The organism is Methylobacterium litchii (assembly GCF_038442315.1).
In the GTDB taxonomy this organism is placed as follows: domain Bacteria; phylum Pseudomonadota; class Alphaproteobacteria; order Rhizobiales; family Beijerinckiaceae; genus Methylobacterium; species Methylobacterium litchii.
In genome coordinates this window covers 57,191-80,299 of sequence record NZ_JBBXMY010000012.1, presented here as the reverse complement: position 1 = coordinate 80,299, position 23,109 = coordinate 57,191, and the positions used below count along the sequence as shown (strand labels likewise).

Below are 23,109 nucleotides of genomic sequence, written 5' to 3'. Positions count from 1 at the left end.
ACATGAACGCGCTCAAGGCCCTGCACGACCAACAGGATCAGGCCGTCTGGCTCGACTTCGTCGCCCGGGGCTTCATCGAGAAGGGTGAACTCAAGAAGCTCGTGGAGGAGGACGGCCTGCGCGGCGTCACCTCCAACCCGGCGATCTTCGAGAAGGCCATCGGCCACTCGGAGGAATACGATGCCAGCCTCAAGGCGGTGCAGGAGACCGGCGACAGCCGCGTCATCGACCTCTACGAAGGCCTTGCCATCGCCGACATCCAGGCCGCCGCCGACGTGCTGCGCCCGGTCTACGAGGCGAGCGACGGCGCCGACGGCTACGTGAGCCTCGAAGTCTCGCCCTACCTCGCCCTCGATACCCAGGCGACGCTGGACGAGGCCCGCCGCCTCCACAGGGCGGTCGCCCGCGACAACCTGATGGTGAAGGTGCCCGCCACCCCGGAGGGCATCCCGGCGATCAAGCAGCTGACCGCCGAGGGCATCTCGATCAACGTCACCCTGCTGTTCTCGCAGGAGGCTTACGAGACCGTGGCCCGCGCCTTCGTCGCAGGCCTCGACGAGCGGGCGAAGGCCGGGCACGACGTCTCGCGCATCGCGAGCGTGGCGAGCTTCTTCATCAGCCGCATCGACGCCCTGGTCGACAAGATGCTCGATGAGAAGATCGCGCAGGCGAACGACCCGGACGAGAAGATCGCGCTGACCTCCCTCAAGGGGAAGGTCGCCATCGCGAACGCCAAGCTCGCCTACCAGCGCTACAAGCGCATCTTCGCCGAGCCGACGTGGCAGGCGTTGGCGGAGAAGGGCGCCAAGGCGCAGCGCCTGCTCTGGGCCTCCACCGGCACCAAGAACAAGGCCTATTCCGACGTGCTCTACGTCGAGGAGCTGATCGGCCCGAACACCGTCAACACCATGCCCCCCGCCACCATGGCCGCCTTCCGCGACCACGGCGAGGTCCGCCCGACCATCGAGGAGGACGTGCCCGGCGCCGAGGCGGTGATGGCGAGCCTCGCCCGCGCCGGCATCGACATCGAGGCGGTGGCGCGGCAACTGGTCGAGGAGGGCGTGCAGCTCTTCATCGACGCCGCCGACAACCTCCTCGGCGCGGTGGCCGGCAAGCGCGCGGCCCTGCTCGGCGCCCGCCTCGACCCGCTGGCGCTGGCCCTCGACGACGCCCTGGCCGCCGACGCGAAGAAGGCCGTCGAGGCCTGGCGGGCGAGCGGCGCGATCCGCCGACTCTGGGCCCGCGACGCCACGGTCTGGACCGGCGCCGATGAGGCGAGCTGGCTCGGCTGGCTCCACATCGTGGAAGAGGAACTGGAGAAGGCCGCCGACTACGCCGCCTTCGCCGAGTGGGTGAAGGCGCGGGGCTTCACCCATGCGGTGGTGCTAGGCATGGGCGGATCGAGCCTCGGCCCGGAGGTCCTGAGCCTCACCTACGGCCAGCGGCCGGGCTTCCCGGCGCTCCGCATCCTCGATTCCACCCATCCGGACGAGGTGCGCGCCGTCGAGGCCGAGATCGACCTCGCCAAGACGCTGTTCATCGTCTCCTCGAAGTCGGGCTCGACCCTGGAGCCGAACGTTTTCCGCGACTACTTCTACGACCGCATGAAGCAGACCGTCGGTGACAAGGTCGGCGAGCATTTCGTCGCCGTCACCGATCCCGGCTCCGACATGGAGAAGGCGGCCAAGGCCCAGAACTTCGCCAAGATCTTCTATGGCGTGAAGCAGATCGGCGGGCGCTACTCGGTGCTCTCGGCCTTCGGCCTCGTGCCGGCCGCCGCCATGGGCCTCGACGTCAAGGACGTGCTCGAGCGCGCCCGCATCATGGTCCGCTCCTGCGGTCCCGCCGTGCCGCCGCATGTGAACCCCGGCGTGCTGCTCGGCACCGCCATGGGCGCGGCGGCGCTGAAGGGCCGGGACAAGGTGACGGTGATCGCCTCCCCCGGCGTCGCGAGCTTCGGCGCCTGGGCCGAACAGCTGATCGCCGAGTCGACCGGCAAGGTCGGCAAGGGCCTGATCCCGGTGGACGGCGAGCCGGCGGGCGTGCCGGCGGTCTACGGCCACGACCGGTTCTTCCTGTACCTGCGCCTCGATTCCCAGGCCGACCCGGCCCAGGACGCCGCCCTGTCGGCCTTGGAGAAGGACGGGCACCCGATCGCCCGGATCGGCCTCGACGGCGTCGAGCAGTTGCCGCAGGAATTCTACAGGCTGGAGATCGCCACCGCGGTCGCCGGCGCGCTGCTGGAGATCAACCCGTTCGACCAGCCCGACGTCGAGGCGAGCAAGATCGAGACGAAGAAGCTCTTCGCCGAGGCCGAGCGCACCGGGGCGCTGCCCGACGAGACGCCGCTCTTCGAGGACGAAACCCTCGCCCTCTACGCCGATGCGAAGAACGCCGAGGCCCTGCCGCAGGCGGTCGATGGGCTCGATGCGGCGATCAAGGGGCATCTCGCCCGGATGAGGAGCGACGATTACGTCGCGCTCCTCGCCTACCTGCCGCGCAACGAAGCGCACCACGCCGTGTTGCAGGAAGCGCGGCTCACGGTGCGGGACGCGCGCAAGGTGGCGACCTGCCTCGAATTCGGGCCGCGCTTCCTGCACTCGACGGGGCAGGCCTACAAGGGCGGGCCGAACAGCGGCGTGTTCCTGCAGATCACGGCCGACGCCGCCGAGGACCTGCCGATCCCCGGCCGGTCCTTGGGCTTCGGCACGGTGGTCGCGGCGCAGGCGCGGGGCGACTTCGCCGTGCTCGCCGAGCGCGGGCGCCGGGCCCTGCGCGTCCACCTCAAGGCCGGACAGATGGAAGCCGGGCTGAAACGTGTCGCGGCGGCGCTGAAGGCGGCCGTCGCCTGAACTCAGAGTCACTGGCTGCGGAGGCCACCACGATGCAACTCGGCATGATCGGCCTCGGCCGGATGGGCGGCAACATCGTCCGCCGCCTTCTGCGCGGCGGGCATACGGCCGTGGTGTTCGATCAGAACGCCGAGGCCGTCGCCTCCCTCGTGAAGGAAGGCGCGGTCGGCGCGACGAGCCTGGAAGATTTCGTCTCCAAGCTCGACGTGCCGCGCACCGCCTGGGTGATGCTCCCGGCGGGCAAGATCACCGAGGAGACGGTGCAGGCGCTGGGCAAGCTGATGCAATTGGACGATTGCATCATCGACGGCGGCAATTCCTTCTTCGGCGACGACGTGCGCCGGGGCGGGGAACTGAAGCCGAAGGGCATCCACTACGTCGATGTCGGCACGTCCGGCGGCGTCTGGGGCCTGGAGCGCGGCTATTGCATGATGATCGGCGGCGATGAGTCCGCCGTGGACCGGCTCGATCCGATCTTCGCGACCCTCGCCCCGGGGATCGGCGACGTGACCCGCACCCCCGGCCGCGAAGGGCGCGACGCCCGTGCCGAGCACGGCTACATCCATGCCGGGCCGACCGGCGCGGGCCATTACGTGAAGATGGTCCATAACGGCATCGAGTACGGGCTGATGCAGGCCTACGCGGAAGGGTTCGACATCCTCCGCCACGCCAATTCCGAGAACCTGCCGGAGGAGCGGCGCTTCGACCTCAACCTCGGCGACATCGCCGAGGTCTGGCGGCGTGGCAGCGTGGTCTCGTCCTGGCTCCTCGACCTCACCGCCCATGCGCTGGCCGGCGACGAGGACCTGACCGACTTCTCCGGCTGGGTCGAGGATTCCGGCGAGGGCCGCTGGACCATCAACGCCGCCGTCGAGCAGGCCGTGCCGGCGACCGTCCTCTCGGCCGCCCTGTACCGGCGCTTCCGCTCCCGGGAGGACGCCTCCTACGCCGACAAGCTCCTCTCCGCGATGCGCAAGGGCTTCGGCGGCCACCAGGAACCGAAGAAGTCGTGAGGGCCGCATGGTGCGGGTGCCGAAGGGCGCGCAGGTCCTGCCCGATGCCGAGGCGGTGGCCCGCGAGGCCGCCGAACGGCTGATCGCGGCCTGCGGCGAGGCGCAGGGGGAGCGGATCGCGATCTGCCTCTCCGGCGGCTCGACGCCTAAGCGCCTCTATGCCCTGCTCGCCGGCCCCGACTACGCCGCGCTTGTGCCGTGGACGAGGATCCATTGGTTCTTCGGGGACGACCGGGCGGTGCCGTGGGACGACGCCCGCAGCAACGTGCGCATGGTCCGCGAGGCCTTCGGCCACGGCAGCGAAATCCCGCCGACGCATCTGCACTTCATGCCGTCGGACGAGGGAATCGAGGCCGGCGCCAAGGCCTATGAGCGGACCCTCCGCGATTTCCACGGCGCGGACGCCCTCACGGCCGAACGGCCGCTCTTCGACCTTGTGCTGCTCGGCCTCGGGGACGATGGGCACACCGCCTCGCTCTTCCCCGGCAAGCCGGAGGCGGGGGAAGCGACCGCTTTGGCCGTGCCGGTGCCGGAGGCGGGGCTGGAGCCCTTCGTGCCGCGCATCAGCCTCACCGTGCCGGCGCTGACCTCCGCCCGGCACGTGCTGTTCCTCGTGACCGGCGCGGGCAAGCGCGCACCGCTGGCCCGCCTCGCGGCGGGCGAGGATCTGCCGGCCGGGGCGATCCGGGGGCCGCAGGTGGTGTGGCTCCTCGACGAGGCGGCGGCGGGCTGAGCCGCCGTTACGCCTTGGCAAGGTAAAACGGGTATTGTCGGATTCGGAGTCGCAGGGCCCGACCGGCCGTCCCTGGAGAGCCATGCAAGAGGGCACGCTCGTATTGTTCACCGACCGGGCGACGCAGCGCCTGGATCTCGTGCGGGCCCTGGACGAGGTCGTCCCCTGCCACGTCCGCGATGCCGCCTCGGTGCTGCCGGCCGGCGATTGCGTGGGCTTCGTCGCCGATATCGACCTGTTGCAGCCCACCCAGTTGAGGGGCCTGCGCGCCCTCATCGCGGAGGCGCCGCAACTGCCCCGCCTGTTCCTGATGCGCAGCATGGGCGAGCGCAGCCTCTCCACCGCCCGCAGCCTCGGCGCGAGCCTCTGCCTCCCCTTCGACACCGCCGCCGACACCGTCGCGGAGGCGATGCGTGTCCACCTGACGAACCCGTTCCCCGGCATGGTGCGCGTCCCCGCCCCCGAGCGCGGGCGGCCCCTCGTGATCGCCAAGGCCGCCGACGAGGCGGGCGCCGTGCTCGCCGGCCTCCTCGATTCCGCCCGGCAGACCGGCACGGTCGATCCGCGGCTGGTCGATCACGGGCTCGATCCGATCCTCGGTGCCGTGGGCGAGGCCGGGCTCGGGGCGTGGCTCGACACGGTGCGCGCCTACGACGACGCCACCTACCAGCATTGCCTGCTGGTGGCGGGGCTGGCCGCGACCTTCGCCATCGATCTCGGCTTCAGCCAGCGGGACCGGGAGCACGTCGTGCGCGCCGCCCTGGTCCACGATGTCGGCAAGGCGCGGATTCCGCTCGCCATCCTGAACAAGGCCGGGCCGCTCGATCCGGCCGAGCGCGCGACCATGCGCACCCATGCCGCCCTCGGCCACGCGATCCTCGTGGACGCGGGCGGGTTCGACGCGGCGATCCTCGCCGTCGTCCGGCACCATCACGAGTTGCTGGACGGCTCCGGCTACCCCGACAAACTGGTCGGTGACGCGATCCCCGACATCGTGCGGATGATCACCGTCTGCGACATCTACGCGGCCCTGGCCGAGCGTCGGCCCTACCGCACGCCGATGCCCGCGCCGGAGGCGTTCCGCATCCTGCGCGGCATGGAGGGCAAGCTCGACATGGCCCTGGTGCGCTCCTTCGAGCAGGCCGTGTCGAAATCCTTCAGATGAAGTGCTTGGAGAGCTTCAGGCCCTGGGCCTGATAGTTCGAGCCGGCTCCGGCGCCGTAGAGGGTGGCGGGAACCTCGCTCATGCGCTCGTAGACGAGGCGCCCGACGATCTGGCCATCTTCCAACAGGAACGGCACGTCGCGGGAGCGCACTTCCAGCACCGCCCGCGCGCCGGTCCCGCCCGCCGCCGCATGGCCAAAGCCGGGATCGAAGAAGCCGGCGTAATGCACCCGGAACTCGCCCACCAGCGGATCGAACGGCACCATCTCGGCGGCATGGTCCGGCGGCACCTGCACCGATTCCTTCGAGGCGAGGATGTAGAACTGGCCGGGATCGAGGATCAGGCTGGCGCTGCCGTCCGAGGGCAGGCGCTCCCAGAAGGCGTCGATGCCGTGCTGGCCCGGTGCGTCCACGTCCACGAGGCCGGTGTGGCGCTTCGCCCGGTAGCCGATCAGCCCGTCGAAGCCCGACAGGTCCACCGACACCGCGACGCCGCCCTGCAGCGAGGGCGCGGCGACGTTCACGAGCGGCGTCCGGGCATGGAGGGCGGCCAGTTCCGCCTCCCCGAGGCGCGGCTGGCCGGAGCGGAAGCGGATCTGCGACAGGCGCGAGCCCGTCCGCACCAGCACCGGGAAGGTGCGGGGGGAAATCTCCGCGTAGAGCGGGCCGGTATACCCGGCCGCCACCTGATCGAACGCCTCCGCCCGGTCGGTGATCACGCGGGTGAACACGTCGATGCGGCCGGTGGAGCTCTTCGGGTTCGCCGAGGCCGCGAGGCCCGGCGGCAGGGCCAGCGTCTCCTGCAATTCCGCGATGTAGACGCAGCCCGTTTCCAGCACGGCGCCCGGCCGCAGGTCGATGGCGTGGAGCGACAGGCGCTCGACGCAGGCCTCGACCGTGCGCGAGCCCCCCGGCAGGAAGCTGGTTCGCACCCGGTAGGCGCGCTGCCCGAGCCGCAGGTCGAGGCTCGCGGGCTGGATCTGGTCCGACGCATAGGGCGTGGCCGGCAGGATGCCGCCCGCGCGGGTGAGGGCGTCGATCGCCTGGGCCGGCAGAATGCCCTCGCCCGTCCTGTTCGCGCCCGCCCGCATCGCCTGCTCCGTTCGCGCGGCGGTGGACCGCGCCCTGTCTTGTCCGCCACAGGCACCTAAGGCCGGTTTAATACCACATGACTTGGCCCGAGCCGGCCGCGCGACGTAATCCGCCGCAATTGACGCCGATTCACCTGCGAATTACCACCGGGGCTCATGGCGCGGCCAAGGCCGGGCGGGTCGAATCGCTGTAGTCCTCGGGGGCGATCAAAGGCAATGTACAGGGCCGAGACGCGCGGAATAAGCGTGACTGTACAGCCGCGCTTCGTGGAGGAAGAGTCTTCCCCCAACGAAAGTCGCTATTTCTTCGCCTACACGGTCGAGATCGTGAACAACGGCGAGGAGCAGGTACAGCTCCGCTCGCGCCACTGGCGCATCATCGACGGGCGCGGCTCATGCCAGGAGGTGCGGGGCGTCGGCGTCGTGGGCAAGCAGCCGGTTCTGGAGCCCGGCGAGTCGTTCTGCTACACGAGCGGCTGTCCGCTCACGACACCCGACGGGCTGATGGCCGGCAGCTACACGATGGCGACGGTGGCCGGCGAGAGCTTTGAGGCCGAGATTCCCGCCTTCTCCCTCGACAGCCCGCACGTCCGCCGCAGCCTGCACTGACGGCGGCCGCGTCACCGGCGGGGAGCGCGTGAGCCGGGCGGCCCCGGAGGGATCATGGCTTTGAACGGCGAGCGGGTGTCCCCGCTCGAGATGCTGGCCCGCCTCGTCGCGTTCGACACCGAGAGCGACAAGCCCAACCTCGCGCTGATCGATTCGGTCTGCGCCTATCTGGACGGATGGGGCGTGCCCGTCCGCCGCTTCCCCGACGCCACCGGCACCAAGGCCGCGATCCTCGCGACGCTCGGGCCGTCGCGCGACGGCGGGATCGTCCTGTCGGGCCACACCGACGTCGTGCCCGTCGCCGGCCAGCCCTGGACCTCGGACCCCTTCACCCTGCGCGTCGCGGGCGGCCGGGCCTACGGGCGCGGCGCCGTCGACATGAAGGGCTTCTGCGCCACCGCGCTCGCCCTGGTGCCGGAGATGCTGAAGGCCGACCTCGCGCGGCCGATACACCTCCTCCTCTCCTACGACGAGGAGACCACCTGCCTCGGCCCGATGGACGCCATCGCCCGCTTCGGCGAGGACCTGCCCCGCCCCGGCGCCTGCATCGTCGGCGAGCCGACCGGGCTCGACGTGGCGGACGCGCACAAGAGCATCGTCACCTGCCTCACCACGGTCCATGGCCGCGAGGCGCATTCCTCCCGGCCGGAACTCGGGGCCAACGCGGTCTCGGCGGCCTGCGATCTGGTCGCCGCCCTCAACCGCATCGCCGACCGGATGATCGAGCGCGGCGACGCCTCCGGCCGGTTCGACCCGCCCGCCACGACGATCCATGTCGGCACCATCCAGGGCGGGACGGCGCGCAACATCCTGGCGCGGGAATGTCGTTTCCACTGGGAGTATCGCGGCCTGCCCGATCTCGACCCAGCCGAGATCCCCACCCTGTTCCGCGCGGCGGTGGCCGAGGTGACGGCCCGGCGCCTCAACCGCTACGGCGAGTTCGGCCGGATCGACACCCTGGAGGAGGTCGACATCCCCGGCCTCGCCCCCGATCCGGGCTCGGAGGCCGAGCGCCTTGCGCTGCGCGTCGCCGGGCGCAACCGCACGGTGGCGATGCCCTACGCCACGGAGGCCGGACGCTTCCAGGGAGCGGGTATTCCGACGGTGGTCTGCGGCCCCGGCGACATCGCCCAGGCGCATCAGCCCGACGAATACATTACTCTCGATGCGCTGAAGGCGGGCGAGGATTTCCTGCGCCGGCTGATCGCGGAGTGCGCGTCATGAACCCGGTTCGGGCCAACGAGTATGTGAAGCTGCGGCCGCTGGAGCGCGAGGATCTGCGCTTCGTCCACCAGTTGAACAACAACGACAGCATCATGCGCTACTGGTTCGAGGAGGCCTACGAGTCCTTCGCCGAACTGCAGCAGCTCTACGAGCGCAACATCCACAACCAGACCGAGCGCCGCTTCATCGTCGCCGCACCGGACGGCGAGCCGGCGGGGCTGATCGAGCTGGTGGAGATCAACCATCTCCACCGCCGCTGCGAGTTCCAGATCGCGATCCACCCGTCCTTCCAGGGGCGGGGCTATGCGTGGCGGGCGACGCGGATCGTGATGGATTACGCGTTCAGCGTGCTCAACATCCACAAGCTCTACCTGCACGTGGATCGCGAGAACCAGCGGGCGGTGCGGATCTACGAGCAATGCGGATTCCGCCCCGAAGGCGTGCTGAAGGACGAGTTCTTCGTGAACGGGCGCTACCGCGACGCGGTGCGCATGTGCCTGTTCCAGCCCGACTATCTCGCCGCGCGGGGCGGCGGCGATCCGAACGAGCCGGTGCTGAAGACCTGAGGAGGGGCCGGGCTCTCCCAGAATTCCTTCGCTCCTCTCGCGAGGAGGACGAGGCGGGAGGCGTCAGGGCGTGGCCGGCCGGGGGCCGAGGTGCTCGTGGCATACGTCGTGGACGATCCGCTGGAGGATCCCGATGCGCCCGGCGAGCCAGTCCAGTTCCTCGGTCGTGATCGTGTAATGCGGCGAGTAGCGGGCCTTCACGTAGGCATCGTGCAGGAGATTAAAGTGGCGCCGGCTGACGCGATCGTTGCGCGGCCATGCCTCCACCAGCCGGCGGTCGATGCCCTCGGCCATCGGGCGAAGCCGTCGCAGGGCGTGAAGTTTCGGGCTGTACAGCGTTAGAACGAGCAGGACACAGTGATACAGTCCTTCGGCGGCTTGATGCAGTTCGAAAGCAGCAATGGCCAATTGTTCGTGCAATGAAGAATAGCGGGCGAGGTCGACGCGGAAGATCGAGCTTGCATACCATTTGTCGAAGTGCAGCCACGCCTCCTCGTTCCGAACCTCAGTCGTGAGTGGGCCGGGCTTAGCGAGGGGAAAGCCGTCCGCCTCGTAGAGAACGAGGGCATCCCGGTCGATGTCCACGAAGAACGGCCGTCCCCGGGCGAGTTGGTCGTTCACGTCCTGATAGCTGTGAACGATGAAGCTCACCGTGGAGCGGCGGGCCGAACTCACCAGTTCGATCTGGTCGAACCGGTCGCGGATCGTCTCCCACAGGTCGAAATCCTCCACGAGATCGTCATGGTTCACGATGACGAGCAGGTCGTAGTCGGAGAAGTAGCCCGAGATCCGGTCCTCGACCCAATCACCCCGCGCGTGCGATCCGTAAAGCAGCACCTTAAGGATGCGCCCGCTCTTCTTCCTGTCGGAGAGCTTGCCCTTGCGGGCCTCCTCGAACTCCTCGAACAGGATCTTCACCGCGCGGGTCAGGTCGCGGCGCTTGCGGGCGGGCAGGTGGGCGAGGCGGTCTTCGAGCGTCATGGTCGCCCGCCGGTAGAGCACGACGGGTCGCCGTTTCGAAACCCCCTACGAGCCCTGCGCGATCTCCGCCTCGACCTCGGCCGGGGCGAGGTCGTAGCGGCGGGAGCAGAATTCGCAGGTGATCACGATGCGCCCGTCATCGGCCACCATGTCCCGGCGCTCCTCCGGGCTGAAGGAGCGGATCATGCCCATCACCCGCTCGCGGGAGCAGCGGCAGGTCTCGTGCACCGGCTGGCGGTCGAAGACGCGCACGCCGCGCTCGTGGAACAGCCGGTAGAGCAGCCGCTCGCTCGACACGTTGGGATCGACGAGCTCGTGGTCCTCGATGGTAGCCGCGAGCGAGCGCGCCTCGACCCAGGCATCGTCCTCCGGCGCATCGGGCCCGAGATGGGCGTGGCCCTCGGGGATGTCGCCCGGCGGCAGGTCGGCGAGGCGCGCCCGGTCGATGGACTGGGGCAGGAACTGCACGATCAGGCCGCCGGCCCGCCAATGCCCGTCCCCCTCCCCGAGGGATTCGGCGACCGCGAGACGCACCACGGTGGGGATCTGCTCGGATTGCCGGAAATACTGGTGCGCCGCCTCCTCCAGGCTCTGGCCCTCCATCGGCACCACGCCCTGGTAGCGGCTGGCGACGCTGCCCTGGTCGATGGTCATGGCGAGGTAGCCGTTGCCGATCAGGTCGGCATCGCGCACGGGGGCGCTGCCCAGGGCCGCGACGCGCTCGGCATCGAAGCGGGCGGTGGCGCGCAGCCGGTCGGGCGCCTCGAAGTCGACCACGATCATCTCGACCGGGCCGTCGGTCTTCGTCTGGAGCTGGAAGCGGCCCTCGAATTTCAGGGACGCGCCGAGGAGGACGGTGAGCGCCGCCGCCTCGCCGAGGAGGCGCGCGACGGAATCCGGGTAGCCGTGACGGCGCAGGATCGTGTCGATGGACGGCCCCAGGCGCACCACCCGTCCGCGCACGTCGAGGGCCTCGACGGCGAAGGGCAGCACCGCGTCATCGACGCCGGGGGTCTCGGTTCCTGCGGTCATGGTCTCTCCGTGAAGTCCCCCATCATATGGTGACTCGGCATGGGGTTCCCAAAGGGCCCGGCCCTCAGGCGCCGGCCGCCTGCAGGCACCATGCGAGGATGCCCTTCTGCGCATGCAGCCGGTTCTCGGCCTCGTCGAACACCACCGATTGCGGCCCGTCCATCACCTCGGCGGTGACTTCCTCGCCCCGGTGGGCCGGCAGGCAATGCATGAAGATCGCATCGCGCTTGGCCGCCGCCATCAGCGCGGCATCGACGCGGTAGGGTGAGAGCAGGTTGTGCCGGTGGCTCTCGTCGTCGTCGCCCATCGACACCCAGCAATCGGTGACGACCGCGTCCGCCCCGTCCACCGCCGCGCGGGCGTCGGTGGTGACGTTGAGCCTCGCCCCCTCACGCTTCGCCCAGGCGATCAGCGAGGCGGGCGGCGCCAGCTCCGGCGGGCAGGCGACGTTCATGGTGAAGTCGAGCCGGGCGGCGGCATGGACCCAGCTCGCCAGCACGTTGTTCGCGTCCCCCGACCACGCGACGGTGCGACCCTGGATCGGCCCGCGATGCTCCTCGAAGGTCAGCACGTCGGCCATGATCTGGCAGGGGTGCGAGTGCTTGGTGAGCGCGTTGATCACCGGCACCGTGGCGTTCTCGGCCAGTTCCAACATCTGCCCGTGGTCGAGGATGCGGATCATGATCGCGTCCACGAAGCGCGAGAGCACCTGCGCCGTATCGCCGATGGTCTCGCCCCGGCCGAGCTGCATCTCGGAGCCGGTGAGCATCAGCGTCTCGCCCCCGAGTTCGCGCATCGCCACGTCGAAGGAGACGCGGGTGCGGGTCGAGGGCCGGTCGAACACCATCGCCAGGGTCTTGCCGACGAGCGGGCGCTCGGCCGCGCGCTCACCCTTCCGGCGCCGGGCCTTCATGGCGGCGCTGGAATCCAGCATGCGGCGGATCTCCCCCCCGGAGAAATCCGAGAGGTCGAGGAAGTGGCGGGGCTGGGCAGCGGCGCCGGGACCGGCCGTGGCCGTTGCCCGGCCGTTGGTTTGGGTGGTCATGGGTCAGGGACTTTCCGGCGGCGCTTTACTCGGCCGCCCCGCGCAGCGCCGAGAACCCGTTCGCGGCGGCATCGAGCCGCCGGACCGCCTCTTCGACGTCCGACTCGGTGACGATCAGCGGCGGAATTAGCCGCACGACGTTGTCGCCGGCCGGGATCACGAGGAGGTTGGCCTCCCGCGCCGCCGCGGCGAATTCGGTGTTGGGCACGCCGAGCTTGAGGCCGATCATCAGCCCCTCGCCGCGTACGTCCTGGATCACGCGCGGGTGCCTGTCGCGCAGGGCCGCGAGCTTCTGCTTCAGCACCAGCCCGGTCCGGGCCACGCGGTCGAGGAAGCCGTCGGACAGGATCACGTCGAGCACGGCGTTGCCCACCGCCATGGCCAGCGGGTTGCCGCCGAAAGTCGAGCCGTGGCTGCCGGCGACCATGCCCCGCGCGGCCTCCTTGGTGGTCAAACAGGCGCCCAGCGGGAAGCCGCCGCCGATGCCCTTGGCCGCGCTGAGGATGTCCGGCGCGATGCCCGACCACTCATAGGCAAAGAGCTTGCCGGTGCGGCCCATGCCGGTCTGCACCTCGTCCATGATGAGGAGCAGGCCGTGCTCATCGCAGAGGTCGCGCAGGCGGCGCAGGTCGGCGGGGGGGATGACGCGCACGCCGCCCTCGCCCTGTACGGGCTCGATCATCAGGGCGGCGGTCTCGGGGCCGATCGCCTTCTCGAGCGCCGCGAAATCGCCGGTCGGCACCTGATCGAAGCCCTCGACCTTCGGGCCGAAGCCGTCGATGTACTTCTGCTGCCCGCCCGCCGCGAGGGTGGCCAGGGTCCGCCCGTGGAACGCGCCCTCGAAGGTCACGATCCGGTAGCGCTCCGGGTGGCCGCCCGCCGCATGGTACTTCCGCGCGATCTTGATCGCGGCCTCGTTCGCCTCGGCGCCCGAATTGCAGAAGAACGCCACCTCCGCGAAGGTCGCCTCCACGAAGCGCCGGCCGAGCCGCTCGCCCTCCGGGATCTGGTAGAGGTTCGACACGTGCCAGACCTTCGCCGCCTGCTCCTGCAGCGCGGCGACGAGGTGCGGATGCGCGTGGCCCAGCGCGTTCACGGCGACGCCGGCCCCGAAATCGAGGTATCGCTGCCCGTCATGCGTGAAGAGCCAAGCACCCTCACCGCGCTCGAACGCGAGGGGGGCGCGGGCGTAGTTCGGCAGAAGGGCGGATGTCACGGTCCGGTCTCCGTCGCGCGAGGTTTCGGCGGCACCAAATGAAAGTGCCGCCTCGATCACCGGGCGGCACGCGCGCGATTACTATGAATCGGGTCGGCGCTGTCAATCGCGCAAGGGCTGTGCCGCACGCGCGGCAGGTGCGTCCCGGGCCGCGAAAGCCTGTCCGCAACGGGGCCCCTCCCCTTGCGCGGGCCGCCCCGCCCGTGTTCCAGAACCCCGGATTCCGGTGGAGATTCTCACATGAGCACGGTCAAGGAACGTCTGGCGGCCCTGGGGCTGAGCCTGCCCAAGGCGGCGGCCCCCGTGGCGAATTACGTGCCGTTCGTGCGCACGGGCAACCTCGTGATGATCTCCGGTCAGGTCTGCTTCGGCGCCGACGGCAAGATCGCCTCCACCCACACCGGCAAGGTCGGCGGCAACGTCTCGCCCGAGACCGGCAAGGAGGCCGCGCGGCTCTGCGCCCTCAACCTGCTGTCGCAGCTCGAGGCGGCGGTGGGCGATCTCGACCGCGCGGTGGTGCAATGCGTGCGCCTCGGCGGCTTCATCAACAGCGCCCCCGGCTTCTCGGCGGTGGCCGGGGTGATGAACGGCGCCTCGGACCTGATGGTCGAGGTGCTGGGGGATCGCGGCCGGCACGCCCGCTCGACGGTGGGCGTCGCGGAACTGCCCCTCGACGCCGCCGTCGAGGTCGAGGGCCTGTTCGAGGTGAAAGGATGACGGGGTTCGGCTGGCTCACCGCCCGGCCGATCGCCCATCGCGGCCTGCACGACCGCGCGGCGAGCCGCCCGGAGAACACGCTCGCCGCCGCCCGCGCGGCGGTGGCCGGCGGGTTCGCCATCGAGTGCGACGTGCAGATCAGCGCGGACGGCGAGGCGATGGTCTTCCACGACCCGGCGCTGGGCCGCCTTACGGGGGCGAGCGAGCGGGTGGGCGAGACGAGCGCGCAGGATCTCGGCCGGCTGACCGTGGCGGGCTCGGCCGAGCGCATCCCGACCCTGCCGGATTTCCTGGCGGCGGTGGGAGGCGCCGTGCCTGTGATCGTGGAGATCAAGTCGGCCTATGACGGCGACCTGCGCCTCGCCCGCCGCACGGCCGAGATCGCCGCCGCCTATGACGGCCCGGTGGCGCTGAAATCCTTCGATCCCGAGATCGTCGCAGCGCTCCGCGAGGGACTGCCGACCCGCATCCCGCGCGGGATCGTGTCGGAGACGCGGCAGGACGATCCCGTCTACGCGACGATGACGGAGAGCCGCCGCCGCAGCCTGCGCGACCTCCTGCATTTCGAGGCCACGCGGCCGGACTTCCTCTCCTGGCGGGTGGACGACCTGCCTTGCGCGCCGACCTCGCTCTGCCGCCTCCTCGCGGGGCTCCCGGTCATGGCCTGGACGGTGCGCAACCCGGACCAGCGCGCCAACGCCGCCGCGCATGCGGACCAGATGGTGTTCGAGGGGTTCGTGCCCTGAGAACCCAACCTGCATGGACCTCGGATGGACAGTGATTTTCACTGCGTGGCATAAGCAGCCGAGGAGGCCCGCCATGCCCACGCCCCGCGGACAGATGACCGTGACGCTCACGGACGAGTTGGAGAAGTTCGTCCGGGACAAGGTCCGCGAGGGGGCTTTCGCCACGCCGAGCGAGTACATCCGCGATCTGGTCCGCACCCGCTATCTGGCCGAGCATGACCGGGCCGCGAGGCTGAAGGCGCTCGATGCCGCGCTGGCCGAGGGCTTGGCGGATGCCGAAGCCGGCCGGCTCGTGCCTGTCGGCGAGGCATTCGCCCGGGTCCGCGCCGCCCTGGGAATCGCCGACGAGGATACGATTGCGTGAGAGTCGTCCTCTCCGAGAGGGCGATCGACGACCTCATCGCGATCGGCACCTATATCGGGCGGGACAATCCTACCCGCGCCGTTAGCTTCGTGGCCGAGTTGGAGGCCCGTTGCGTGACCCTGGGCGACATGCCGAAGGGCTATCCGCTGCTCAGCGGTTATGAAGCCAGCGGCATCCGGCGTCGCCCATTCGGCGACTACCTGATCTTCTACAGGGTGGATGAGACGGCCTCGCGCATCGACGTTCTGCGCGTGCTCAGCGGCGCGCGGGACATCGACGCGATCCTCTTCCCGTCCGGCTAATCCCCGCCTGCATCGATCCGCCGCTTGCCCCGTCCCCGGCGGCCGTTAGACTGGCGGGCATGAAGCAAGCCTCCGCGCCGCCGCCGGACGCCACCGCCCTCACGGTGAGGGCGCTCCCCGGCCTCAAGGAGATCGGTGCGCAGGCCTGGGATGCCTGTGCCCTGTCCCCCGAAACCCTGGCGGCGGGGGACGAGACCTACAATCCCTTCGTCGCCCACGCCTTCCTCTCGGCGCTGGAGGAATCGGGCTGCGTCTCGCGCCGCACCGGCTGGCTGCCGGTGCATGTCGTGGTGGAGCGCGAGGGCCAACTGCTCGCGGCCGCGCCCTGCTACCTGAAATCCCACAGCCAGGGCGAATACGTCTTCGACCACGGCTGGGCCGACGCCTTCGAGCGGGCCGGCGGCAGCTATTATCCGAAGCTGCAGGTCAGCGTGCCCTTCACCCCCGTGACCGGGCCGCGCTTCCTCATCGCCCCCGGCACCGATCCCGACGAGGCGACGGCGGGGCTCGTCGCGGGCCTGCGCGCCCTGCGGGGCGAGGTCGAGGCGTCCTCGATCCACGTCACCTTCATGCGCGAGGCCGAATGGGAGCGCGCCGGGGCCGCCGGCTTCCTGAAGCGCACCGACCAGCAATTCCACTGGGAGAACGACGGCTATTCCAGCTTCGACGGCTTTCTCGAAGCCCTCTCCTCCCGCAAGCGCAAGACGATCAAGCGGGAGCGCCGCGACGCCCTGGCGCCCGGCATCACCATCGAGCACCTCACCGGGTCCGACCTGACCGAGGCGGTGTGGGATGCGTTCTACGGCTTCTACATGGACACCGGCGCCCGCAAATGGGGCCGCCCCTACCTGAACCGGCGGTTCTTCTCGCTGCTCACCGAGCGGATGGCGGAGCGCGTGCTGCTCATCATGGCCAAGCGGGAGGGCCGCTACATCGCGGGCGCCATCAACATGATCGGCGACACCGCCCTCTACGGGCGCAACTGGGGCTGCGTCGAGGACCACCCGTTCCTGCATTTCGAGGTCTGCTACTATCAGGCCATCGAGTTCGCCATCGCGCGCGGCCTGAAGCGGGTCGAGGCGGGGGCGCAGGGGGAGCACAAGCTCGCCCGCGGCTATCGCCCGGTGCTGATGCACTCCGCCCACGACATCGCCGACCCCTCCCTGCGCAAGGCGGTGGCCGATTACTTGCAGCGAGAGCGCGCCCACGTGGCCGAGGCTGTCGATGTCCTCGACACCCTCACCCCCTTCCGGCGCGGCACCCCCGACGAGCAGGCATGATGAACCCGATCGAGCGTATCCAAGGCTTCTCCGACGAACTCACCGCCCTGCGGCGCGACCTCCACGCCCATCCCGAGATCGGTTTCGAGGAGGTGCGCACCTCCGGCATCGTCGCCGACCTCCTGGAAAAGTTCGGCTGCGAGGTCCATCGCGGCATCGGCGGCACGGGGGTCGTCGGGCTCCTGAAGGGCCGCAGCGACAACGGCCGCCGGATCGGCCTGCGCGCCGACATGGACGCCCTGCCCATCGAGGAGGAGACCAACCTCCCCTACCGCTCCACCGTGCCCGGCAAGATGCACGCCTGCGGCCATGACGGGCACACGACGATGCTGATCGGCGCGGCCCGCTATCTCGCCGAGACCCGCGACTTCGACGGCACGGCGGTGTTCATCTTCCAGCCCGCCGAGGAGGGCCTGGGCGGGGCCCGCGCCATGCTGAAGGACGGGCTGTTCGAGAAGTTTCCCTGCGACGAGATCTACGGGCTGCACAACCAGCCGGGCGGGCGGCACGGGCAGATCAAGCTCTGCCCCGGCCCGATCATGGCGGCGGCGGACTTCTTCGACATCCGCATCCGGGGGCGCGGCATCCACGCGGCGCAGCCCCACCGGGGCAACGACCCGATCATCGTCGCCACCGGCCTCGCCCAGGCGCTGCAATCCATCGTCTCGCGCAACGCCGACCCGCTGAAATCGATCGTGCTCTCGATCACGCGAATCGCGGCAGGCTCGGCCTACAACGTCATCCCCGAGACGGCGCACATGGCCGGCACCGTGCGGACCTTCGACGCCGAGGTGCGCAAGCTCGCCGGCACGCGCATCCGCGAATTGGCGGCGGGCTTCGCCGCCGCCTACGGCGCGGAGATCGAGGTCGACCTGCAGGACGTGTTCTCGGTGCTGGAGAACGCGCCGGAGCAATCCGCCGCCGCGACGGACATCGCCACCGAACTGCTCGGCGCCGAGAACGTCGATCCGCACGCCACCCCGCGCATGGGCAGCGAGGATTTCGCCGACATGACGATGCGGGTGCCGGGCGCCTATGTCTGGCTCGGGGCCGGGCCGGGGCCCGGGCTGCACAACGCCGCCTACAATTTCGAGGATTCGATCATCCCCATCGGCAGCGCCTTCCTGGCGCGGATGGTGGAGCGCCGCACGGCGGCGTAAGCTCGACGGAAACCGGGGCCGGTGGACCTTCCACCGGCCACCAGATCAACAGGAGGGAGACGCGATGTCGTCCGACATGCAGGAATCGCGAGCGAGCCTGATCTTGCTCGGCGTCTCCGTCGCGGCGGTGCTGATCTTCGGCGCCCTCACCCTCCTGACGCAGCTCGGCTGAGCCCCGCCTACTGCACCAGCACGGCCTGTCCGCACAGGGTGCCGTCGACGCCGAAATCGGCATAGCCGAGGCGCAGGCCGACCACCTTCAGCACCGTGTTGAGGACGAGATCCAGGGCCGGGGCCGCCGCGCTCAGGGTGAGGGTGAGCGCGGGCTGGAGCAGCGGCCCGGCGCCGATCCCGTTCACCGACAGGACGAGGCCCCCGAGCAGGCTCCCCGTCAGGGATTGCGCCACGTTGCCGGAGGAGATGCTGCGCAGGGTCTTCGCGGTGATGTCCGCATCGGTGAAGGTGAGCGATTGCGTGCCGGTGCCGAGCGTCATCTGCGCCCGGCCCGTGACCCGCACCAGCGGCAGGGCCAGCAGCGTCGCGGGCTGCGACAGGTCCGGCCCGGTGTCGGCGGTCGTGATCGCGCTGCGCGGCACTTCGGCGATGGCCAGCGTCGCGATGCCGGTCTGGCCGTCGATCACCACCTGCCGCCCCCCCGACGACGAGCAGGTCAGGCTGCGCAGCGTGCCCTTGGCCGGGGCGACCTGAACGAGAATCGGGAGAGCGAGCTGCCCGAGCCCGAGGGGCGCCGTCAGGCTCGTCTCGATCAGCAGGCGCGTCTGCGCCGTGCGCACGGTGGCGTTGGCGGTGCCGGGGCGGACCCAGCCGGAGCTGCGTCGCCGCTCGCCGATGGCCAGCGTCAGCTTGGTCGAGAGCAGGCCGGGGATGGTCGCCCCGAGATCGATCGCCACCGGGTTCTGGCCGTTCGCAATGGCGGCGGCGGCGCTTACGAGCCCCATCACCGGTACCGCAGGCCCGGCGAGGCCCTTGCCCGGCGCGAGGGCCGCCGCATCGGCCAGGGCATCGAGCCGGCTCACAGGCACGAGGTTCCCGGCATTGGGCAGGGCGTTGAGGAGGCCCGTCAGCGCCGAGACGGCGGGCCCGTTGCCCTGCGCGCCGACCCGGAGCGCCATCAGGATCTGCCCGACGCTGGCGTTCGCCTGGAGGATCTGCGTGTAGCTTCCCGCCTGCAGGCCGAGGCTGGCGCCCAGCGCGTCGAGGACGCGCAGACCGTCCACCCGCGCCCCGAGCAGGGCGTTGTAATCCATCACGCTCAGGGAGAGCTTGGCGCCGAGCAGGGCGCCGAGGACGCCGTTGGCGATCCCGCCATCCAGGGATGCGAGCCCCGAGCCCACGCTGAAGGCGGCGAACTGCGCCGTCGCGGCGGTGGCCGTGACGGCGATCGGCACCGAGCCCGGCATCCCGATGACGCGGGCGAAGGTCGCGGGCGCGGCGGCGGTGAGCCTCACCCGCACGGCGTTGCCGGTGCCGCCCGTGGCCTCGCTGTAGCGCGCCCCGTTCGCCGCGGACGAATCGTAGGTCCCGGTGCCGATGGTCGCCTGGGAGGCGGCATAGCCGTTATCCGCGAGGGACCGGCGCGCGAGGTCGCCGGCATGGCCGACATCGATGGCCGCCAGCATGGCGGCGACGTCCGCCGCGCCCTGCGCCTTGCGCTTGGTCTGGACCGCGACGCCGAGATCGATCCCGACGGCGCCGACCGCCATCAGCATCGTCGAGCACAGGGCTACGAGGATCGCGACGTTGCCGCCCCGCGCCCGTCCGAAATGCCGTGCGGCCCTCACAGCCCGCCCCGGCGTACGCTCACCGTGCTCGACAGGACGGTCGGCAGTTGCGGCAGGATGCGCCCGAACAGGCCGAAACCCAGGCTCGTGGCGTCGAGGGTCACAGTCACGACCGTGACGTCCGGATCGCCGGAATCGGCGCCGACCTGCACGATAACGCTGCCCGGCTTGAACATCGCGCCGTGGCTGAGGCTGCGCATCACCGTGTCCCGGACGAGGGTGGCCCGCTCGGCATCGGTGGTGCCGGCGATGGAGGCGCGGGCCGCCTCGGCCGCCACCAATCGCAGGTTGTGTGACGCGCCGAGGAAGATCCCGAACACGGTGATGCCGAAGAACAGGGTGACGAGCATCGGCGCCACCAACGCGAACTCCACGGCCGCGCCGCCACGGGCGCAGGACGCCCATCGACGCCAGCGGGTCCGGGCGGATACAGTGCGCCGGGAGGGGGAATGGACGAGGAGCATGGGTCGGATCCGGCCGGGGCTCGGGGACGAGATACAACCCAGGGTAGAAATCTAAAACCTAATTTATAGTTGTATTTGCGACTACAACGTTGCGATATCGTGCAGCCTGCGGCGTCAGATCGCGATGGTCGGACGGCCCGTCCCGAAGCCGGCCGGGTCGAAGGCCGCGCTCTTGACGATCGCCACGACCTCCCGACCGGGGGCGAGGGCGAGGTCGCGCACGGCGGCCTCGGTCAGCCGCGCGAGCAGGATCGCGCCGTGGCAATCGATCTCCACCAGCACCCCCGTCCCGGCGGGGACGAGGCCGGCGACCCGGCCCGGCAGGGCGTTGCGCGCGGAGAGCCCCCGCGGCGGCGCGGTGGCGACGAGCACGTCGCGGGCGGGGATGCGCACGCGCAGGGGCGTACCGGGGGGCTTGGCGAGGTCGGGCACGAGCAGCGGACCCGCCTGCCCCGTCAGGCGGGTGAGGCCGGTGGCGGCGTCGGTGCCCTCCACCACCATGTCGAGGAGGGCGCCGGGCTCCCCGTGGAGGGGGATCAGGTCGGCCCGCCGCAGGAGGGTTTCGGCGGGGCCGGTCGCGGCGACGCGGCCCGCATCGAGCACCACGAGGGTGGCGGCGAGCCGCGCCACCTCCGCGACGGAGTGGCTGACATAGACGATGGGCACGCCCGCCTCGTCGCGCAGGCGCTCGATGTAGGGCAGGATCTCGGCCTTGCGCGCCTCGTCCAGGGCGGCGAGCGGCTCGTCCATCAGCAGGAGCCGGGGCTTGGCGAGCAGCGCCCGGCCGAGGGCGACGCGCTGGCGCTCGCCCCCCGACAGGCCCGCCGGCTGCCGGGCGAGGAGCGATTCGATGCCGAGCATCCCGGTGATGGCGGCGAACTCCGCCGGATCGTGCGGCAGGCGGGCGAAGACCCGGCCATAGGCGAGGTTCTGCGCGACGCTGAGATGTGGGAAGAGCCGCGCATCCTGGAACACTACGCCGACCCGGCGGCGGTACGGCGGCAGGAACCGCCTGGCCGCAATGTCCACGAGGACATGGCCGCCGGCCACGATCCGCCCCCGGTCGGGCCGGGCGAGGCCGGCGATCAAATCGATCAGCGTGGTCTTGCCGGAGCCCGAGCGTCCGAACAGGGCGGTGAGCCCCGGACCGGCGGCGAAGGACGCCTCCAGCGTGAACGCCCCCCGCCGGAGGGCGACATCGACGGCGAGGGCCGGCTCCGTCATCCCGCCCCCAGCCGGCGCCCGGCGCGGGCGGCCAGAGCCTCCGAGACGAGGAGCGCCGTGATCGACAGGGCGACGGAGACGAGGGTGAGGCGCAGAGCCGGCCCCTCCCCGCCCGGCACCTGGGTGAGGGTGTAGATCGCCGAGGGCAGGGTCTGCGTCTGCCCGGGGATGTTCGAGACGAAGGTGATGGTCGCACCGAACTCGCCCATCGCCTTGGCGAAGGCGAGCACCGCCCCGGCGAGGCAGCCGGGCAGGCTCAGCGGCAGGGTGACGGTGAGGAACACCATGAGGGGCGAGGCCCCGAGCGTCCCGGCCGCGTCCTCCAGGCGGGCATCGACCGCCTCCAGGGAGAGACGCATCGCCCGCACCATCAGGGGGAAGCCCATCACCGCGCAGGCGAGCGCCGCCCCGGTCCAGCGGAAGGCGAAGACGATGCCGAGTTCCGCGAGCGGCGCGCCGAACACGCCCTTCCGGCCGAAGGCGAGGAGGAGCAGGTAGCCGGTGACGACCGGCGGCAGGATCAGCGGCAGGTGGACGAGCCCATCGAGGAGCGCCCGCCCCGGAAAGCGCCGCCGCGCCAGCAGCCACGCCACCCCGAGCCCGAGGGGCAGGGAGACGAGCGTGGCCAAGGTCGCCACCTGAAGGCTGAGCAGGACGGCCTGCCACTCCTCCGGGCCGAGGCCGAAGGTCAATGCCCGCTGCCGGGCGCGCCGATCACCGTGAAGCCCTGCCGCTCGAAGGCCGCCCGCGCCGGAGCGCTCTTCAGGAAGGCCAGCAGCGCCTCCGCATCCGGGTTCCGCGACTCCTTCGTCAGGGCCGCCGGGTAGACGATGGGCGGGTGGCTGTCGGAGGGGAAGGTCGCCACCACCCGCACGCTGCGGTCGGCGGCGGCGTCGGTGGCGTAGACGATGCCGAGCGGCGCCTCGCCCCGGGCGACGAGGAGCAGAGCCGCCCGCACGTTCTCGGCCTGGGCCACCTGCCCCTTCACCGCATCCCAGCCGCCGAGCTTGTCCAGGGCCGCCTTGCCGTACTTGCCCGCCGGCACCGCCTCGGTGTTGGCCATGGCGAGCTTGCCGCCGGCCAGCGCCTTGGACAGCGTCGTGCCGAGGTCCGGCGCCAGGGCGATCTGCGGGTCCGACCCCGCATTGGCCCCCGCCGGGGCGATCAGCACCAGGGCGTTGCGCAGGAAGTTGAACCGGCTGCCGGGCCGGATCGCCCCGGCCTTGTCGGCATAGTCCATCCAGGCCTCGTCGGCCGAGATGAACAGGTCGGCCGGCGCCCCGGCCTCGATCTGCTTGGCCAGCGCGTTCGAGCCGGCATACGAGATTCGCGCCGTCTTGCCCGTGTCCTTCGTCCAGAGGGCGGAGGCGTCGTCGAGGGCGTTCTTGAGGCTCGCGGCGGCGAAGACCACCACCGGCTCCGCCGCCCGTGCGGGCGGCCCCGACACCAACGGCAGCGCCGCCAGCACCGCCGCAAGCCAGATGCGTCGTGTGATCGCCATGGAGACACCCCTCGCCGGCCGAA

Annotated in this window: 23 protein-coding genes; 13 read left to right on the top strand and 10 right to left on the bottom strand. The window is 70.8% G+C overall.

The features are described from left to right. Positions 1–2 precede the first annotated feature (2 nt). The 4 genes from AAHF99_RS19960 to AAHF99_RS19945 all read left to right on the top strand — a co-directional run bounded on the left by AAHF99_RS19960 (position 3) and on the right by AAHF99_RS19945 (position 5,763). Positions 3–2,852, top strand: coding sequence for a bifunctional transaldolase/phosoglucose isomerase (locus AAHF99_RS19960; protein WP_342166220.1), 2,850 nt, complete (start codon positions 3–5; stop codon positions 2,850–2,852). A gap of 32 nt (positions 2,853–2,884) precedes the next feature. After that, a complete protein-coding gene (gene gnd / locus AAHF99_RS19955) occupies positions 2,885–3,865 on the top strand; it encodes a phosphogluconate dehydrogenase (NAD(+)-dependent, decarboxylating) (protein ID WP_342166219.1) in 981 nt (326 codons plus the stop codon). 7 nt (positions 3,866–3,872) lie between these two features. After that, positions 3,873–4,598, top strand: a complete 726-nt coding sequence (gene pgl, locus AAHF99_RS19950; protein ID WP_342166218.1) for a 6-phosphogluconolactonase — start codon at positions 3,873–3,875, stop codon at positions 4,596–4,598. An 82-nt stretch (positions 4,599–4,680) separates the two neighbouring features. Continuing rightward, a complete protein-coding gene (locus AAHF99_RS19945) occupies positions 4,681–5,763 on the top strand; it encodes an HD-GYP domain-containing protein (protein ID WP_342166216.1) in 1,083 nt (360 codons plus the stop codon). Here the strand turns inward: AAHF99_RS19945 and AAHF99_RS19940 are convergent. Next, a complete protein-coding gene (locus AAHF99_RS19940) occupies positions 5,756–6,853 on the bottom strand; it encodes a 2'-deoxycytidine 5'-triphosphate deaminase (RefSeq protein ID WP_342166215.1) in 1,098 nt (365 codons plus the stop codon). The two genes, AAHF99_RS19945 and AAHF99_RS19940, sit on opposite strands and share 8 nt — an antisense overlap. 216 nt (positions 6,854–7,069) lie before the next feature. Between AAHF99_RS19940 and apaG the strand changes: the two genes are divergently transcribed. From apaG to speG, 3 genes are read left to right on the top strand one after another with little or no spacing between them, the layout of a single operon-like run. Further along, positions 7,070–7,462 (top strand): Co2+/Mg2+ efflux protein ApaG, encoded by a 393-nt coding sequence (gene apaG / locus AAHF99_RS19935; RefSeq protein WP_243956838.1) that lies wholly within the window; start codon positions 7,070–7,072, stop codon positions 7,460–7,462. A gap of 54 nt (positions 7,463–7,516) precedes the next feature. Further along, a complete protein-coding gene (argE, locus tag AAHF99_RS19930) occupies positions 7,517–8,686 on the top strand; it encodes an acetylornithine deacetylase (RefSeq protein WP_342166214.1) in 1,170 nt (389 codons plus the stop codon). After that, positions 8,683–9,252, top strand: coding sequence for a spermidine N1-acetyltransferase (gene speG / locus AAHF99_RS19925; RefSeq protein WP_342166213.1), 570 nt, complete (start codon positions 8,683–8,685; stop codon positions 9,250–9,252). The genes argE and speG overlap by 4 nt, the downstream gene beginning before the upstream one ends. 63 nt (positions 9,253–9,315) lie before the next feature. Here speG and AAHF99_RS19920 read toward each other — a convergent pair whose 3' ends face one another. The 4 genes from AAHF99_RS19920 to AAHF99_RS19905 all read right to left on the bottom strand — a co-directional run bounded on the left by AAHF99_RS19920 (position 9,316) and on the right by AAHF99_RS19905 (position 13,526). Next, positions 9,316–10,233, bottom strand: coding sequence for a nucleotidyltransferase and HEPN domain-containing protein (locus AAHF99_RS19920; protein ID WP_342166212.1), 918 nt, complete (start codon positions 10,231–10,233; stop codon positions 9,316–9,318). Between the two features lie 45 nt (positions 10,234–10,278). Next, positions 10,279–11,265, bottom strand: coding sequence for an Hsp33 family molecular chaperone (locus AAHF99_RS19915; RefSeq protein ID WP_342166211.1), 987 nt, complete (start codon positions 11,263–11,265; stop codon positions 10,279–10,281). 64 nt (positions 11,266–11,329) lie between these two features. Then, positions 11,330–12,310: an ornithine carbamoyltransferase gene (argF, locus tag AAHF99_RS19910; protein WP_342166210.1), complete on the bottom strand. Its 981-nt coding sequence runs from the start codon at positions 12,308–12,310 to the stop codon at positions 11,330–11,332. 25 nt (positions 12,311–12,335) lie between these two features. Next, positions 12,336–13,526, bottom strand: coding sequence for an aspartate aminotransferase family protein (locus AAHF99_RS19905; RefSeq protein WP_342166208.1), 1,191 nt, complete (start codon positions 13,524–13,526; stop codon positions 12,336–12,338). Positions 13,527–13,766: 240 nt separating this feature from the next. Here AAHF99_RS19905 and AAHF99_RS19900 point away from each other — a divergent pair, with 240 nt between their 5' ends. The 6 genes from AAHF99_RS19900 (at position 13,767) to AAHF99_RS19875 (ending at position 18,095) form a co-directional block, all read left to right on the top strand. Then, the gene (locus AAHF99_RS19900; RefSeq protein ID WP_243956858.1) at positions 13,767–14,243 is read left to right on the top strand and encodes a RidA family protein; all 477 of its coding nucleotides are present in this window, start codon (positions 13,767–13,769) and stop codon (positions 14,241–14,243) included. Further along, positions 14,240–14,989, top strand: a complete 750-nt coding sequence (locus AAHF99_RS19895) for a glycerophosphodiester phosphodiesterase family protein (protein WP_342166207.1) — start codon at positions 14,240–14,242, stop codon at positions 14,987–14,989. The genes AAHF99_RS19900 and AAHF99_RS19895 overlap by 4 nt, the downstream gene beginning before the upstream one ends. 73 nt (positions 14,990–15,062) lie before the next feature. Further along, entirely contained in the window at positions 15,063–15,353 is a 291-nt protein-coding gene (locus tag AAHF99_RS19890) for a type II toxin-antitoxin system ParD family antitoxin (RefSeq protein WP_342166206.1), read from the top strand. Further along, positions 15,350–15,655, top strand: coding sequence for a type II toxin-antitoxin system RelE/ParE family toxin (locus AAHF99_RS19885; protein ID WP_342166205.1), 306 nt, complete (start codon positions 15,350–15,352; stop codon positions 15,653–15,655). The genes AAHF99_RS19890 and AAHF99_RS19885 overlap by 4 nt, the downstream gene beginning before the upstream one ends. A 59-nt stretch (positions 15,656–15,714) precedes the next feature. After that, positions 15,715–16,935 carry a GNAT family N-acetyltransferase gene (locus tag AAHF99_RS19880; protein WP_342166204.1) on the top strand — a complete coding sequence of 407 codons (1,221 nt, stop codon included), beginning with the start codon at positions 15,715–15,717 and terminating at the stop codon, positions 16,933–16,935. After that, positions 16,935–18,095 (top strand): M20 aminoacylase family protein, encoded by a 1,161-nt coding sequence (locus AAHF99_RS19875; RefSeq protein WP_342166268.1) that lies wholly within the window; start codon positions 16,935–16,937, stop codon positions 18,093–18,095. Before AAHF99_RS19880 ends, AAHF99_RS19875 begins: the two co-directional genes overlap by 1 nt. Positions 18,096–18,274: 179 nt before the next feature. Here the strand turns inward: AAHF99_RS19875 and AAHF99_RS19870 are convergent, their stop codons facing one another. The 5 genes from AAHF99_RS19870 to modA all read right to left on the bottom strand — a co-directional run bounded on the left by AAHF99_RS19870 (position 18,275) and on the right by modA (position 23,086). Beyond that, positions 18,275–19,897 (bottom strand): TadG family pilus assembly protein, encoded by a 1,623-nt coding sequence (locus tag AAHF99_RS19870; protein ID WP_342166203.1) that lies wholly within the window; start codon positions 19,895–19,897, stop codon positions 18,275–18,277. Next, positions 19,894–20,361, bottom strand: coding sequence for a TadE/TadG family type IV pilus assembly protein (locus AAHF99_RS19865; protein WP_342166202.1), 468 nt, complete (start codon positions 20,359–20,361; stop codon positions 19,894–19,896). Before AAHF99_RS19865 ends, AAHF99_RS19870 begins: the two co-directional genes overlap by 4 nt. A 114-nt stretch (positions 20,362–20,475) precedes the next feature. Continuing rightward, complete coding sequence (modC, locus tag AAHF99_RS19860; RefSeq protein ID WP_342166201.1) at positions 20,476–21,585, bottom strand: molybdenum ABC transporter ATP-binding protein; 1,110 nt, start codon at positions 21,583–21,585, stop codon at positions 20,476–20,478. Then, on the bottom strand, positions 21,582–22,277 hold the full coding sequence (modB, locus tag AAHF99_RS19855) for a molybdate ABC transporter permease subunit (RefSeq protein ID WP_342166200.1): 696 nt from the start codon (positions 22,275–22,277) through the stop codon (positions 21,582–21,584). The genes modC and modB overlap by 4 nt, the downstream gene beginning before the upstream one ends. After that, on the bottom strand, positions 22,274–23,086 hold the full coding sequence (modA, locus tag AAHF99_RS19850) for a molybdate ABC transporter substrate-binding protein (RefSeq protein WP_342166198.1): 813 nt from the start codon (positions 23,084–23,086) through the stop codon (positions 22,274–22,276). Before modA ends, modB begins: the two co-directional genes overlap by 4 nt. Positions 23,087–23,109: the final 23 nt, after the last annotated feature.